The sequence below is a fragment of the Halostella salina genome (genome assembly GCF_003675855.1).
Taxonomy (GTDB): Archaea; Halobacteriota; Halobacteria; order Halobacteriales; family Natronoarchaeaceae; genus Halostella; species Halostella salina.
This window is the reverse complement of sequence record NZ_RCIH01000001.1, coordinates 1-14962: the sequence shown is the minus strand read 5'-3', so window position 1 is coordinate 14962 and position 14962 is coordinate 1. Positions and strand designations below refer to the sequence as shown.

At 56.2% G+C, this 14962-nt stretch carries 14 protein-coding genes and 4 pseudogenes; 10 read left to right on the top strand and 8 right to left on the bottom strand.

Annotated features, from left to right (window positions below):
- Nucleotides 1–719 precede the first annotated feature (719 nt).
- Nucleotides 720–965, bottom strand: a complete 246-nt coding sequence (locus D8896_RS00095) for a hypothetical protein (RefSeq protein WP_121820045.1) — start codon at nt 963–965, stop codon at nt 720–722.
- A 727-nt stretch (nt 966–1692) separates the two neighbouring features.
- Here D8896_RS00095 and D8896_RS00090 point away from each other — a divergent pair.
- Nucleotides 1693–2748, top strand: coding sequence for an NAD-dependent epimerase/dehydratase family protein (locus D8896_RS00090; RefSeq protein WP_121820044.1), 1056 nt, complete (start codon nt 1693–1695; stop codon nt 2746–2748).
- Between the two features lie 98 nt (nt 2749–2846).
- Here D8896_RS00090 and D8896_RS00085 read toward each other — a convergent pair whose 3' ends face one another.
- Both D8896_RS00085 and D8896_RS19035 read right to left on the bottom strand, forming a co-directional pair.
- Entirely contained in the window at nt 2847–3938 is a 1092-nt protein-coding gene (locus tag D8896_RS00085; protein WP_162991366.1) for a glycosyltransferase family protein, read from the bottom strand.
- Between the two features lie 115 nt (nt 3939–4053).
- The gene (locus D8896_RS19035) at nt 4054–4323 is read right to left on the bottom strand and encodes a hypothetical protein (protein ID WP_162991365.1); all 270 of its coding nucleotides are present in this window, start codon (nt 4321–4323) and stop codon (nt 4054–4056) included.
- 975 nt (nt 4324–5298) lie between these two features.
- Between D8896_RS19035 and D8896_RS19030 the strand changes: the two genes are divergently transcribed.
- The 4 genes and pseudogenes from D8896_RS19030 to D8896_RS00055 all read left to right on the top strand — a co-directional run bounded on the left by D8896_RS19030 (nt 5299) and on the right by D8896_RS00055 (nt 8820).
- Nucleotides 5299–6108 carry a hypothetical protein gene (locus tag D8896_RS19030; RefSeq protein ID WP_162991364.1) on the top strand — a complete coding sequence of 270 codons (810 nt, stop codon included), beginning with the start codon at nt 5299–5301 and terminating at the stop codon, nt 6106–6108.
- A gap of 565 nt (nt 6109–6673) precedes the next feature.
- Nucleotides 6674–7921 (top strand): annotated as a pseudogene (locus D8896_RS00070) (RNA-guided endonuclease InsQ/TnpB family protein).
- A gap of 269 nt (nt 7922–8190) precedes the next feature.
- Complete coding sequence (locus D8896_RS00060; RefSeq protein ID WP_121820039.1) at nt 8191–8457, top strand: AbrB/MazE/SpoVT family DNA-binding domain-containing protein; 267 nt, start codon at nt 8191–8193, stop codon at nt 8455–8457.
- Nucleotides 8458–8460: 3 nt separating this feature from the next.
- A complete protein-coding gene (locus D8896_RS00055) occupies nt 8461–8820 on the top strand; it encodes a type II toxin-antitoxin system PemK/MazF family toxin (RefSeq protein ID WP_121820038.1) in 360 nt (119 codons plus the stop codon).
- A 155-nt stretch (nt 8821–8975) separates the two neighbouring features.
- On the opposite strand, the pseudogene D8896_RS00050 reads toward D8896_RS00055, so the two are convergent.
- Together D8896_RS00050 and tnpA are read right to left on the bottom strand one after the other, a co-directional pair.
- Nucleotides 8976–10236, bottom strand: a pseudogene (locus D8896_RS00050) (RNA-guided endonuclease TnpB family protein).
- A 44-nt stretch (nt 10237–10280) separates the two neighbouring features.
- Nucleotides 10281–10631, bottom strand: a complete 351-nt coding sequence (tnpA, locus tag D8896_RS00045; RefSeq protein ID WP_121820037.1) for an IS200/IS605 family transposase — start codon at nt 10629–10631, stop codon at nt 10281–10283.
- Between the two features lie 366 nt (nt 10632–10997).
- Between tnpA and D8896_RS00040 the strand changes: the two genes are divergently transcribed.
- The 3 genes and pseudogenes from D8896_RS00040 to D8896_RS19790 all read left to right on the top strand — a co-directional run.
- Nucleotides 10998–11948 (top strand): transcription initiation factor IIB, encoded by a 951-nt coding sequence (locus D8896_RS00040; protein WP_162991363.1) that lies wholly within the window; start codon nt 10998–11000, stop codon nt 11946–11948.
- 71 nt (nt 11949–12019) lie between these two features.
- The gene (locus D8896_RS00035; protein ID WP_121820035.1) at nt 12020–12451 is read left to right on the top strand and encodes a nucleotidyltransferase domain-containing protein; all 432 of its coding nucleotides are present in this window, start codon (nt 12020–12022) and stop codon (nt 12449–12451) included.
- A gap of 133 nt (nt 12452–12584) precedes the next feature.
- A pseudogene (locus tag D8896_RS19790) lies at nt 12585–12650 on the top strand (type VII toxin-antitoxin system HepT family RNase toxin); the annotation flags it as partial.
- A 52-nt stretch (nt 12651–12702) separates the two neighbouring features.
- Here the strand turns inward: D8896_RS19790 and D8896_RS00025 are convergent.
- Together D8896_RS00025 and D8896_RS00020 are read right to left on the bottom strand one after the other, a co-directional pair.
- Nucleotides 12703–13107 carry an HVO_A0114 family putative DNA-binding protein gene (locus D8896_RS00025; protein ID WP_121820034.1) on the bottom strand — a complete coding sequence of 135 codons (405 nt, stop codon included), beginning with the start codon at nt 13105–13107 and terminating at the stop codon, nt 12703–12705.
- A 23-nt stretch (nt 13108–13130) separates the two neighbouring features.
- Nucleotides 13131–13436 (bottom strand): toxin-antitoxin system TumE family protein, encoded by a 306-nt coding sequence (locus D8896_RS00020; RefSeq protein ID WP_121820033.1) that lies wholly within the window; start codon nt 13434–13436, stop codon nt 13131–13133.
- Nucleotides 13437–13917: 481 nt separating this feature from the next.
- Between D8896_RS00020 and D8896_RS19785 the strand changes: the two genes are divergently transcribed.
- Both D8896_RS19785 and D8896_RS00010 read left to right on the top strand, forming a co-directional pair.
- Nucleotides 13918–14163, top strand: a complete 246-nt coding sequence (locus tag D8896_RS19785; RefSeq protein WP_240451976.1) for a hypothetical protein — start codon at nt 13918–13920, stop codon at nt 14161–14163.
- Nucleotides 14164–14174: 11 nt separating this feature from the next.
- Nucleotides 14175–14891: a hypothetical protein gene (locus D8896_RS00010; RefSeq protein WP_162991362.1), complete on the top strand. Its 717-nt coding sequence runs from the start codon at nt 14175–14177 to the stop codon at nt 14889–14891.
- Here D8896_RS00010 and D8896_RS00005 read toward each other — a convergent pair.
- Nucleotides 14869–14962: pseudogene (locus D8896_RS00005) on the bottom strand (IS5/IS1182 family transposase); the annotation flags it as partial. The gene D8896_RS00010 and the pseudogene D8896_RS00005 overlap by 23 nt on opposite strands.

Below are 14962 nucleotides of genomic sequence, written 5' to 3'. Positions count from 1 at the left end.
GCATTTTTTCCAACTTCACCATTCCGTAATTGGTCCCAAACAGTTGGTGCATCGCGGGTGGGGGATTGACCCTCCACAGCCCTTCGGGTTAATTCGATGCCACTATGATCAGACAGTGACTCTCCCCTGTCTCCAATGAACGGATAGTGAGGCTGCATGAAGTGGACCAGTAACCGCTTGTTTGGGTATTCCTCGTGGGCTTCTATCGTTCTATCAGCAACAGCACTTGGAACCACAGTACTGTGCTTGGAATCCCAATCTAATTTCCAAACATCAATTGCATCGTGAAATGGGTTATCTGACAACCACCGCCTATATTGGGGTTTGCCGTCACATAGACTGTGTCTGATAAGTCTCGGCCGGCAATCGTCTCTTCAAGAAATTCTTTTGTAGCTGATGCAGGGGATCGGCGGCGGTCAGCTTCCCACTTCGTGTCAGCATCGGTCCAAAGATCGTATCGACATGCGTCAAGCAAGCAGAGTGTGTCCCAAGATTCATCAAAAATGTCCCAAGACGAACGTGGGAGATTTTGGTGTACTTCCGTATTGATTTCCTTGGCAAGGTAGCTATAAGCGTGTAACCACCATTCAGGACGAGTCCAATTATCCCGAAACTTACCCACAGCATTCCGCATATTCATAGTATTATGAATAAGTGAGTGTAGCTTAAATCCATAGGGAGATTATCGGACCATTCAACGGGTAAATTGCGAATAACAGCTATTCGGGGGAAGGACCAAGTTCGATGTCTTCCGTCGCCATATCCATGAGGATATAGCCCGCTCGCACATCCATCACTGGGCTATTCCCGAGATTGGCGTTTTCTTCCCACGTGTCCCGCATGACTGTTTTTACGTCATCGGGGAGAGAGTATCCATCTGACACATCGATGGTTCTCACGACACCAGAAAATTCGGAGTCGTCCTCCCAGACCACCCCCGTTTCTTCATCGAGCCCCCACGTCATGGCTTGGTCACTCCTTTGATCGTCACCTCGGCGGTTGCGTGGCTGGTTGACGTGATCTGGATTGAAGAGATACCATTTGCTTCGTCATTGTCGGGGCTATAGTAGCCGTTAATCGGAGCGGGCTGTCTCGGGTCGGGGACGAGATATGACGCGATACTCGGGAAGTTCGAGCCCGTCCCGTCGCCGTTTCCGATTCGGAAGGTTACTCTGTACGGGTGTCCAGCACTATCGTAGTACCCAATTCCCAATTGTCCGACTGGCGGAAGTTGGGCCCCGTATTGGTTAACTCATTTTGCTCGTAGTTGCCGCCAGTAGCGCTGTTGATAGTAACGTGCATCTCCTGAGGACTGCCCGTGTCCTCTGTCGGATATAGAGTTAAACCAACCCAATACTCGTCATAGTCGCCAACAGAGATATCCATATTTAGCGAGGTCGTGTCATCGTCATCACTTGTTGCAATCAGGGGTTCAAGCGATTCGACTTGGCCCGACGGAAATTTGTGCAGTAGTTCCTCTGTATCTACCAGTGTCGGGGAAGACCGGAGTCTCCGACAGATTCCAAGCTATCACCGCTGAATCACCTATTAGATAGATGAGATTATTTCACGGATCTACGATTGAATTGGGTGGTAACTGTGTGTTAGTACCTCGCAGTCACGGCCGCCCTCGCTGGCCTCTATGCGATGAGAAGGATAACAAATTAATACAGTTGTCAATTCTGTGAGCGTATGTCTTCGTTAGACCGGGTGCTTGTTACTGGAGGAGCCGGATTCGTGGGCAGCCACGCCGTCGAGTACTACGCCGAACAAGGTGCTAACGTCACTGCGCTCGATAACCTCAGCCGTGTCGATACGCTCGAGACGGCTGACGAGACTCGCAACACGGCGGCGTACAACTGGGAATATATCGCTGAAGAGTATCCGGGCGTCGATCTCATAGAGGGTGATGTCCGAGACGTGGAGCTTCTGGAGGAAGTCGTAGAAGGCCACGACGCGATCGTCCACACAGCGGGACAGGTCGCGGTCACGGCGTCGATTCAGAACCCGCGGACGGACTTCGAAGTGAATGCCCTTGGAACGTTCAACGTCCTCGAAGCCGCACGGAAGGCAGACAGCGACCCTGCAGTTGTGCTGGCCTCGACAAACAAAGTGTACGGTGACAACGTCAACCAGATCCCCGTCCGCGAGGAGGAAACCCGGTACTGGTACGATGACCCCGAGTATCAAGACGGCGTCCCGGAATCATTGTCTATCGACGACTGCGAGCACAGTCCGTACGGTGTCTCGAAGTTGGCAGCGGACCTCTATGTACAGGACTACGCCGACCGAGGTGAAGTGGACGCGGCGGCGTTCCGGATGAGTTGCATTTACGGGACACGCCAATTCGGCAACGAAGACCAGGGATGGGTGGCGCACTTTGCCATCAGCACACTCCGGGACGAACCGCTGACCATTTTTGGCGACGGGAAACAAGTCCGTGACGTCCTCAACGTGAAGGACTTGATTCGAGCCTACGACGCGTTCCTCTCCGACCCCGAGGGCAAATCGGCAGTATACAACATCGGTGGCTCCCCCGAAAATACGACGAGTCTGCTCGAATTCCTCGATTTGCTCGAAGAGGAGATCGATAACCGTCCCGACATCTCCTTTGACGAGTGGCGGGAAAGCGACCAAAAAGTATACGTAACGGACATTTCGCGGGCACGCGAAGAACTCGACTGGGAACCCGATATCGACTTTGAGGAAGGCGTCGAGCGGTTTGTCGACTGGTACAAACAGCGATAGTTCGGGTATTTCTCACCAATTGAGTCAGAATCTTACTCCTATCCTGAATTTCACCGAATATAACTGCCTCACAGTATTGAGCTATCGGCCGCTGAAGCTCAACTGAGAAACTCAATGAGCTCCGACACGCGAGCATCGTAGGAGTGGTTTTCACGCACAAGTTCGGCATAGTCTTGAAACTCCGCGACCGTCTCTTCAGGGTTATTTCTAATCTGATCGACAAGCGATCTGGTTTCCTCAACCGAACTCGTTTGATAGGGGAACTCAAACCCTAATACGTCGTTGACGGTGGGATGGCTCTCTAACACGAAGGGCGTCCCCGAAGCGAGCGTTTCGAAGACTCGATTGTTGACCATCCCATATTGGCGCTGTCCTTCTTTGTGCAGCCCAAACGTGACCATTTTTTGATTGTACCATTGATTTAACTGCTCCGGGTAGACAAAATGAGAGACCCACTCAAAAGTCTCCGAACCTCGATATGGGCCGAGTACTTTGTCTCGCTTTTCCGATCGTTTATGGTTCTTTGAACCTGCATATCCCATCCCGCTCCGATCAAATCCAAGCGGCTCGAATGCCTGCGTCCCCAACGGGAAGTAGAGGGCATTGTACCCCGCTTGTTCCGTCTCTTTGACGCACCGTTGCGACGGACAAAGGATCGCATCTGGTTCGACTTTAGTTTCGTTTATATAATGATTGAGGTACTGTTCGGGACAACCGTCGAAATCTCCAAAGCTCCACCACCACCACAAATTGATGTCGCCGCGGTCCGGGTTCTCAGCCACGGTCCCAGAGCCACATGCGAGAACAACATCGCCGAGTTCTGGGTCCCCACACTCAGCGTAGTATCGCTGTACTGCACGCCCGAATTGACGAACGATCATTAAGTCACCCAAACCGTAAGCGTGTACCTGGATTGTAGTGTCCGGTGCGGAGAAGGGAAATATACTTTCGCCGAGCTTTTTTGCGGGGGCAGGTTGTACTCTATTGCCAATAAAATGCAACCCTCCAGCAATCGCTGATGCAAAACCATCCTGAGAGATCCTTTCTCCCGTTTTCGTAGCCAACTTGCTACCAAATTCGAGCACAGTTACATCGTTCTCATTCACCTCACCAATATAATTGCTTTTGTGAAACAGATTGGCGGTGAGGATTCTCCGGTATGAGTCAACTCGGTAGATCTCTTCGTTCACTCAGCTCGCCCCCGAATTGGTGATCCCGATCACGGAGCAGAGTTACAACAAAAATAGCCCGGCAGCTCGTCACCAATAATGTTCTACCCAAAATCGGGTGTGAAGATGATGTAATCTATTTCCCGAGTGGGTTGTTGCCGTTCCCGCTTGGGTCTGCCTTTCCGCGTTTCTCGCCGTTCGGGCCGACACCACCGAGTTGAAGGTTTCCCTTCTCGTCAGCGGCTATCTGCACGGTTCGCTCGTCACCGCCCTCGGTGACGTTGATCTTGACGCCGACAGCGTTGCCCTCATCGTCTCGGTAAATCGAGGTTGAATGAGACGGCTTACTTACCAAGTGGGTGATCACCTTTGCCGGGGGCAATGGTCCCCCGCTGACTTTTCCCATTTAGTCCTCTCCCCTGAATGTCGATGGTCCCGTCGTCGTTGGGTTCAAGGATGATTTCGCGTTCCACATCATCCTCATCTGTCACTGTGATGCTAATCCCTCCACCATCCGTGATGCTGATGCTGTGTTTTGGCATGATCAGATCACTCCGTGGAGACTGACGACACCTGATTCGATGTCTGCTGATGCAAACCGCACGCGGACTGAATCGACGGCGTTTGTCGACTTGTAGTGTCCGCCAATATCCCCGGCAAACAAATTCCGGTTATTGTCGATATACCGAGATTGGCCACCGACGACGAGCCTTGATTCGGTGTTTAATGGGTCGTGGATGAATAGATGGCCACTCCCAGTCCGCTCTGTCTCCCCCCCCCCCCCAATCTCATCAGCCAACCGGATTCGTGACGATTCGGTCCCAGTCCGCTCACTGTTCCCTGTCTCTCCCAAGAAGTCGTTGACGTATGCATAATCAGCCGTGCCCGTCGCATACGTGTCTCCACCGTCCTCTGACGCGTGGAGTTCAAGTGCCGAGTTGGATGATGGGTCTAACGCACTCCAGACCAGACAATAGTGGGTATAATCGCTCGTGAAAGCATCCGTAAACTCGATTTGTGAGGTGGCGCTGGAAATCGGGCGGTGCGCTAACTGTTCTCCCGATAGATGTTCGACGGAGTTGCCAGCGCCTGCCACTCCGTCAACTAAGGCCTCTCCATTTACCAGATCACCGATCGAATGCGCACCCAGTCTTAACCAACAGTCAGGGGAGTGTTGGGATGGTTTGTTGGTTAGGAGGCCAAAAACCATTCTCTGGTACCGTGAGTCCCACGAACTCGCGTTAACCGTCGCAGTCATAACCTCGAACAGGCTCTCAAACAGTGATCCGACGCAGTCATCGGATCCAACAAAGCAGAAGAAATCGATAATAATACTGACTTAGGCCTGCGGTATCTACTAACGAGGTAGCGAGACGAAGATATGTTTGTCTGTGATTCTCCCGGGTTTCTTAGTCTGTTGGGAGTCTTCATACTGTCTGTCGATGGACTGCTACCTGGGTTGTTCGGTGGAATTATTGCGACTGGGGTAGGGTTGGCCGCGACGATTGGCGGGGTCAGGGGTGTGAACGATTGGTGGAGACTATCGATCACGGATTCTGTTCCAATGGATGAGGCTGTCGTAGCCAATGAACTGGTTCAGGTTCAAGGACATGTCCGTCCGTCCCACCCGAATAATACCATCAGATCACCAATCCAAGACAAAGAGTGCGTAGCATACGACTACAAGATCAATCAGATAGTACAGGGTCCCGGTGACCCTTCGATTGACGCTGGCATCGAGTCTACCCCATTCATTATTTCTGATGAGACAGCAGAGATCTTGATTGATCCTACCGCGGATAGTCTTTCACTGCAACACGAAAGGAAGACAGTGACGGGAGGGGAGGAAATGCTGGAACAGGTTGCTGAAGAGAAGCTTGATTTGGAGCCTTCGGTCCACACAGGGGACTCAGGCGTGATCAAGGATCGCATTGAGCTGATGGAAGGAACGATCAGCATTGGCGAGAATATAACTGTTGTTGGGAAACCCAACACGACGCCGGAGAGTGTATCCGTAGATGCAGACGCAGTCATGACACCTGAAGTGGAAGATCTGACAGTGATGAATGATGACCCAGGAACCACCACGTTGAAAACAGGTGTACGGGCTCTTTTTCTGCTGATTATTGGGCTACTACTCAGTAGTATTGGCGTGACGGCTTTTGTGACCACTATCACCGGGGTAGTGTGAGAAAACTTATTTCGGCACGGTAGACTGCTGACTATACGTTCTGTATCTCGCAGAGTCTGTTGAAATCCTCAATAGCTGATACATATTGAGTTCTCGTGGTCAGTACAAAGAACTGGCCCGGTCACCGACCCCACCTTTCAGGGTGAGCGAAGTAGGGTGGGGTCGGTGACATCAGCGGTTGCGCAGGAGATGACCCAGGACGAATACTTCTCCCCTATCCGCCTCGGCAGGATACTATCCATAGCGGGCTCAAAAAAGAAATCTGCATTTCCATAATTATGAGTTCCATAATCAGAAGTTCGAACTTCACTTCCGCACCCGTGAGTGAGGGCGTCCACTCCGATCTCGAACGAACGACAGCGGAAGTACAGTGGTCAGAGATGCCACCGGATGCAGAACCCCTGTACGTCCTGTTCAGCATTTTCGAGGTGGAGCCCCCGACCTCAAGGAGCGAACGGAGTGTGCGAGTAGGTCGGGGAGGAAACCGACATGGGACGACACAACCGCCACACAGCGACCGACTGACTCCCAAGCGTATAAGTACCGTCGGGTACTCTCTGAAACTATGGGCGTGCGTCGAACCGCCGTCGTGAAACTCGCTGTTTCCGACGAGCAACGCGACGCACTCCACCGAACCGCAGAGCAATACCTGTACTGCGCGAACCGAACCGCCGACTACTGTTGGTCCGACACCTCCTACACTGAGTGTGAGACCAACAAGCGAGAGGTTCGTGACGCGCTCTATTCCGAACTTCGGGAGGAGACGGACCTACAAGCACAACTTGTCCAAGCCGCTATCAAACGCGCTGTCGAAGCCGTCAAAGCGTGTGTCGAACGGTGGAAAAAGGGACAGCGCGTCTCTCAACCGACGTTCACCGCTGAAACGATGGACTACGACACGCGAAGCGCGACGTTCTACCGGAACAAGGTGTCGCTGGCAACTGTTGAGGGCCGAGTCGAACCGTCGTTCGTTCTCCCGGCAGACAGTCCGACGCCCTACGAGCAATACGTACTCTCCGAGAACTACGAGTTCCGCGAGAGTACGCTTCGGTACGACGCGGCCACTGACGAGTTCTACCTCAACATTTCGACGCGGCGGACAGACAGTGACGATGAGGTTTCGGAAGATACCGGGCACTCCAACCAAACGGTCCTCGGTATCGACCTCGGCGTTAACAGCCTCGCTGTGTCCTCAACCGGCACGTTTTGGCAGGGGGACGACTACGACCACTGGTGTCGTGAGTTCGAGAAGCGGCGTGGTGGTATACAACAACGCGGCACGCAGGCCGCACACAACGCGCTGCTTCGCCTCGGAAAGCGTGAAGAAGCCTAGCGCAAACAGTACATCCACACGATCGCCAACGAACTCGTCTCGGAAGCTGTCGAACACGACTGCGACGTAATCGCGTTCGAGGACTTGAGCGACATTCGAGAGCGGCTTCCACACGCGAAGTGGCACCACGTCTGGGCGTTCCGACGCCTGTACGAGTACGTCTCCTACAAGGCACCTGAGGAAGGTGTCTCCGTGGAAACGGTCGAGCCGAACCACACATCTCAACGCTGTTCTCGGACGGACTGTGGCTTTACACACGACGGCAACCGCCACGGTGAACAGTTCGAGTGCCAGAAGTGTGGGTATGAAGTGAACGCGGATTACAACGCCGCAAAGAATATTGGCGTGCGGTACGCTCGGATGCGACAACACAAACTCCGTTCCTCGCCCAAGTCGGGGAGCGGAGACGCACAAGTAGACGTGCGTGTGAATGGTGGGACGTTGAACGGTGAGAGTCACCAGCCTGTTGCTGGCGACTGATTGCCAGGAGTCCACATCAAAGCCACCGAAAGGCGAAGCCTTTCGAGGCCTCGATAGAGCGAAGCTCTATCGGTGGCCCTACCCTCAAGGACCGAGGCGCGTAGCGCCGAGGGAGTAGGGTAGGGTAGTTTACATTACCCGTGAACGGACGGGCAAAAACACAACGTGTCGACGATACCGATTTCGTCGAGTTCGATCTGTTCCTGACAGGGCACATACTAGCTGCTCCGTGCAAAGAGCTTATAAGTAGGAATATGATATGAATATGCATGAGTGAAGGTGAACGCCGGAAAATCGGGGAGCGAGGCCAAGTGACGATCCCCAAAGAGCTCCGAGAACGGTTCGGAATAAAGGGAGGGGACGACGTCGTGATTCACGAAGAGGAGGGGAAGCTCGTTATCGAACGGCCAGTCACCCGTGAGGAGTTGGCTGAGGGGTACCGCCAGCGTGCCCAACGGACCAGCGAACTCGCTGAGGAACTGGAGGGCGTCTCGGCAGAGGCAACTGAACACCTAGGCGATGCCCCAGAGTGGTAGCGGATGTCTCTGTCTACCCGTCGAGGGGATGTCGTTATCGTCGAACTCGATCCGACGCAGGGATCCGAACAACGGGGAACGCGCCCGTGTCTCGTCGTGCAGAACGATGTCGGGAATGCAAACGCACCGACAACAATCGTTGTTCCATTCACTACCACGTTTGACGAGCAGCTCTACCCATTCGAAGTGCTCGTGCCCGCCGAGGAATGTGCACTTCGGGAAGACTCAGTCGCGCTCTGTAGCCAGATTCGAACCATCTCTATCGAACACCGTATCACCGAGAATCTCGGCTCGATTCCGCAAGAGCGGATGGACGAGGTCGATACCGCACTCGAATACAGTCTCGGCCTCACCGAGATTTGAGAGGGATTGGGAACAGTTCCGTGCGTTCCAACACCACGGATCACCCACCTGCAGAACCCCGTGTGGCTGACTCAGAGCGTTGATTCAGATTGTGCCGCCGAGTGACATCCTCCTCGCCGTAAACGGCGAGGCTTCCCACGCATGGGGAATACCAGTCAGTCGTCGCTGGCAGAGGGTTCCGACTCTTGGAACGCCGTGAGCGTCATCTGCGCTGGTACGCTCTTCTCACGGTGAGTCGTGGCGGTGTCACAACCGCTCCCATCCCGAGGCGAGTCATCGCGTTCCGCCTTGTCAAACGGGACGCTCTCTCCCCACGGGTCAACCCCTCGTGCGATATTCGCGGAAGCGTTGATGTCGGCCTGAAACGTCGAAACGTGGCAGTCGTCGTTCGGACACCGGAACTCGGCTTGTGAGTTCCGCCGACCGATACGGTGGCACGAGTGGCACGTCTGTGAGGTGTACGCCGGATTCACGTACTCGACCGGGATGCCTGCTTCCGTCGCCTTGTCCTCGATTCGCCCTTGGAGACGGGCGAACGCCCACGAGTGAAGCCGACGGTTCATGTACGTCCCGTAGTCGAGGCGCTCACGGATGTACGTCAAGTCCTCCATCACCAACACCGGGTTCTCGAACTGTCTGGCGTACTCGACGGCTTCCCGAGACGCCTTCTCCACGATGTCAGTGAGCGCGTTCTGGTAGTGCGAGAAGCGGTCTTCAATCCGCCACTCGGATGCCTCACGCTCTTGGAGTCGTTTCAGGGTGGTGTGCATCTCTTTGCGGAGATGCTTCGCTCTGCTTCCGCTACACACAAACGGGTCAGCCGGAGAACCGTCCTTGAGGGCACAGCCCGTGATGAGGACGGTTTCTCCGATGTCTAAGCCGATGTGCGTGGCGTCACCGTCCGTCGCTGGTTCTTCGACCGGGTACTCGACGGTGACGTGTAGTACCCAGTTCTTCCGGTGGTTCTGAAGCCGAATCTCGCCTGCCTTCGCGTCCTCCGACACGAGGTCGTGCCAGAGGCCTTCCTGTTCGGGGTTGATACGAAGCGGAATCCAGAAGTTCGTTCCCCGACCGGGCTGTGGTACCCACCACGTGAACTCGTAGTCGCGTTCATCGGAGTGGTCGAACTTGGCGGCTTGGTTCGTGAGCCGTATCGGATGGTCGTCGTCCAATTCTTGTGCGTTGTACGTCTTGCGGAGTTTGGGGACGTAGTTGCAGAGCGCGGCTTTGGCCTGATACGGCAGGTCGTAGGGCGTCACGATGTCGCTCACCGCCGACATGGTACTCGCCCCGGCGTCGAACGCCTCTTGCAGACCGTCACGGTAGGTTTCGAGCAGGTCATTGAGTTTCGACTGCTTGTTGTGCGGTGGGTGGCGCGAACGTCGCCTGCAACGTTTTCGTGACGGTCGTGGACATCGCTACTGGTCCTCCACGTACTCCATCAGCACGTCGATGCTTACCTAGCCAGTGGTGGCGAGGAAGTACCCCGGTTGCCAGAACCCCTTGTCGAGCGCCTGCCGAACCTCGGGATTCTCGTCACGGATCTTGCGGGACGTGACGCCTTTGAGCGAGTTGATGAACTTGGTGAGGTCGGTCGTTGGCTTCGCCGTGAACAAGATATGAACGTGGTCGGAACCGCCGTTGACGTTCTGGATGTTCACGCCGAAGTCCTCTGAGACATCGCTGGCAATCTCCCCGACGCGTTCTGCGATCTCGTCGGTGAGGAGGTCTGTGCGGTACTTCGTGACGGTCACGAAGTGATATTGGAGCGCATAGACCGTGTGCGACCCGGTTTCGAGGTTGTACTTCACTTGGCCGTGCTAATTTTTATATACCCAATTCTAATAAAGGTATGCAGTCGTAGGGTACTCAGCCTGCAACCGACGGTAGTTCGTGTAGGAGTTGTCGGCTTCACGCCCGCCCTAAAGGATGGGGTTCTCGCCTTGAAAAAAGATAGCGGAGTGACCGTTTTCCCAGAAAGACAACGGTAGGGCTCATAGACAAATCCCACTCGCAAAGCGCCGAAAGCACGTAGCGTGGGGTAGTTGACGGGATTCAAGTTCGTACTCAGTTGAACGAGGAACGGTCTCACGCAAAACCGGATGACGCTCTCCGCAGTTGTTTATCGCCCCCGAGGGGGTGCGGGGCGGACGGAATCGTCCGTCTCGATACGAACAATGTCGCTCAGAGACACCTACGACAGTGGCTTCGACGAGGACCCGGAAACGGAACGAGTACCGAGCGCAACGACCGAGACGACCTGTCCCGAATGCACCGGGACGCTCGTCACAACGGACGGCGAAACGGCCTGTCTGGAGTGTGGACTCGTCACTGACGAGTACCGGCTGGACCACGCGGCGACGCCGCGAAACCGCGACGAAACGGACGCCCGCGAACAGACTGGCGCGCCGTTAACGCCGTCGAGACACGACCGCGGGCTCGTGACGACGATCGGGTACCGACAGGACGGACACGGAAAAAGCCTGAGCCAACGCAAACGACGGACGTTCAACCGGTTGCGGATCCAGCAGCGCCGCGGGCAGTTCGACAGCACGGCGGACCGAAACCTTGCACACGCCTGCGGGGAGATCGCCCGGCTGACCAGCAGCCTCGACCTCTCGTTTGCCTGCCGCGAAGAGGCGAGTCAGGTGTTCAGGGAAGTCCAGAACGAGGGCCTGCTCGTCGGCCGGTCGATAGAATCGATGGCGGCCGCAAGCGTGTACGCAGCGTGTCGGTGTCGAGGTACCGTGCGAACCGTCAGGACGATCGCAACAGTCTCGCCGTGTTCGACCGCGGACATCTGGCGGGCGTACGGCGTCTGTAACACCGAACTCGAACTGGAAACACCGGTTCGCAGACCACAGGCGTTCGTCGCGACGTGTGCGTCGGCCTGTCGCGAGCCCGTGTCCGAACGCGTGCGCCATCGCGCGATCGAACTGACGGCGCGTTCGGAAGAGTGCGGCCTCGCGAACGGACGCCATCCCGCGGGCGTCGCCGCAGGCTGTCTGTACTACGCCAGCGTCGAATACGGGGCGGGCCTCACGCAGGCGGCACTGGCCGAAGCGGGTGGCGTGAGTGCAAACACGCTCCGGAAGCGCTACTACGAACTCGAATCGGAATTGTCATGAGGTCAACCCGGGGTCGCCGGGGAGTCCAATGCAGCGGAATTCTTTTGTGGCGATACACCGTCGATTCTCGTATGAACTCGGGCGACGAGGATTCGGAGCTGTTCGCCGCCCTCGAAGCATCGGTGTGCGCAGACACCGATGTCGAGTTCGCGGTCGTGTTCGGTTCCCGGATCACGGGTGAGGCGACCCGGGCGTCCGATATCGACCTCGCCGTCAAGTTCTCCGAGGAACTCTCCGAGAGCGAACGGTTCGACAAGCGGTGTTTCCTGTCGGGGGACCTCCAGCGGGACGATTCGCCTTTCATCGATATCTCGGATATCGATACGCTTCCGCTCGATGTCGCACACGACGCCGTCAGCGGAACGTTCGTCTGTGGTGACGAGGAGATGTTCGAGCAGTACAAAACGGAACTCGAAGCGAGATTCGCCGAGCAACGTGATGACCTTCGCCGCCAGCAGCGTAGCGTGATCGACCGAGTTGCGGAGGATGGATTGCGTGGCTGACGAGCGAGTTGTCTCAGTCAAACTAAACTCGGACAGATTGAGCAGTACCACGGCGAACTAGCTGAGAAACGGGAAACGTTATTCGCGCGAGGACTTCCTCCGGAGCACGACCGAACAGCGTGCCGTAGAGCGGATGTTCGAGAACGCGATTCAAGCGAGTTCAAATCTTGCCAAACACGTCGCTACGCGCGATTTCGGGTACGACGGAAGTACCGCGAAGGAGGCGGTCCGCGTTCTGCATCGGGAGCGTGTCAAAGCGCTGCTTCGCCGACGTTCCCGTTCGACCCCGAAAAGGGGATGTCGATTTCGAGGCCGTCGTAGGCCAGTATCGGCTTCTTCGCCTGCCCGGATCCACCGCCTTCGAACTCGATAACGCCGATGTCTTCGAGTTCGGAGAGATTTCGGTGGACCTGTTTGTAGTCCCGGTCCACCAGTTCCGCGGCTTCACGGATACTCTCGGGGTCGTGCTCGGAGATCGCCTCTAGCAGTTCCAGGTTCTTCGGACTGAGGAGCCGACTGAGTTCAGCATACGACCCGAAGTTCAGCACCGGCTGGGCGTCGTCGAGGTCTTCACCCTCCTGAGCGGCCTTGATGCGGCTGCGCGTACGCTGGTCGAGCCGGTTGCGTTCGCCGACGGTGACTTTGAGCGTGGGCATGGTGTGTCCCTCCTGGCGGCGTCCTACTCCGGCCAACCCCACGAGACGGGCGACAACTCCTCGACCTCGCGTTTGAAGCGGTCGTAGAGCGTCACCATCCCGGGGAATTCGATGAGTGTGACATCGTCCCGGGTGTGGCGCTCGTGGCCTTTCGTCAGTTCGTGGGCGTTGTCGTAGCGGAGGATGGTGTCGCCGCCGACTGCTCCGAGGTGTAGGCTGTAGTCCCACCCGCTCGGGTACTGTTCATCCTCCGTCTGCCGGATGGTCACATCGACGACGTAGCCGTCTTCGACATCCTGCCAGTCCACGATCGTCGTGTAGGACGCCATCCACTATCCTATGTGATTAGCTCCATAGCCATAAACCTATGGACTTCACTACATAGAAAGGGGATCGACAGGGACAACTTGCACAACATCTCGGTAAATTGGTGGTAACTATCTCTAGCTATCACCCGTATACATCGATGGGGAAAACACCCGACTCCGGCGACCTTGATACTGTATTCGTGAACAATCGAATGAATGGTAATGCTTATGTCCTGATACACCAGTCCAACGTGTACGACGTCGCTCGGCGGTAAGTCTGCGGTCGACTGTAGTTCGGCTCTGGACCTGCCGTGAGTGATATCTCCGAAACAACATGCCAGGCCGAAACTCCATCACCGATAGTTCGGATCGATCCTCAGATAGACCGCTTTCTCGTTCCCGACGCATTCGCCGGCTCGCACTCGCCACGGTCGCGTTCAGTCTGGTCGCCGTCGAACCAGTCCTTGCCCAGTCCGCAGGCACCGCGTTCTGTGACACGGACATGGCGGAGACGATCAAGAATCTCTTTACGCTCATTCAGTTCGGCGGGCCACTGCTTGGCGGTGTCATTGCCCTCGGGGCGACAGTTGTCACACCCATGATCAGGCGGTCGGACCAGAAACTCGAACTGAAGGAGGCACGGAATCAGGCAGTCGTCTGGGGGATCATCGTCGCGCCGCTCGGGACGGCGATCGTACAGTTCCTGCTCAACAACGTCGTCGCCGGTGGCACGAGTTGCGGGTTCTAAGCCCGCGAGTAGTGCTTCCGCTCGTTGCCCTCGGCGTCGCAGTCGTCGGACTTGCGATGATGGGGACCCCTGTGAGTGCAGGCCAGGGAACTGCCCCGCCAAACGAGACCGACCACGGGGTGAACGAGTCGACGTTTCACACGCTCTGGTCCGGTGATACCGACGCCGGTGTAGAGACGCTCCCCGACAGCGCCGATTCCGACATGGCCGAACTCGCGGGGCTCACGGACATCCCGTACAATTCCCCACCGCAGGCGGTCGAGCAGTGGAACAGCGGCGACCATCGTGAGTTTCCCGAGACCGATCCCGGTGTCTCGATCCATCCCTCGAACGCCTCGCTGTCGGACGGCAGATTCGTGAACGACGCCTACGTGGACGTCTTTGCCGTCCAGCCGTCGACGCGGGCGCGGATATCACGGACGGACCAACCCCACTACGTCGCACCGAACGGGAGCGTGCTCGCAACCGCGGATTATCGCGTCGACGTTCCGGACGATACGGCCTCGTCGGAGCGGCAAAGCGAGTGGTCGCTTTCCTCTCACGGGATCACGGAGACACGACTGCTCGTCGACGAGACTGTCGAGACGACGACGCGGGGAACGCACACGCCGCGGCTTCGGTACACCGACCTCGACGCGTATCGCGGAACCGACCACACACTTTCGGTCGAGACGGCTCTGGTGAATCGCCATACTGTGCTTGATTTCACGATTTCACTGCTCGCTTGATGTTGTAAACAACACATTTCAAGACAAGTTCACGAAATTCTCGGTACCACGTTCGCGCACGCACGGCGACG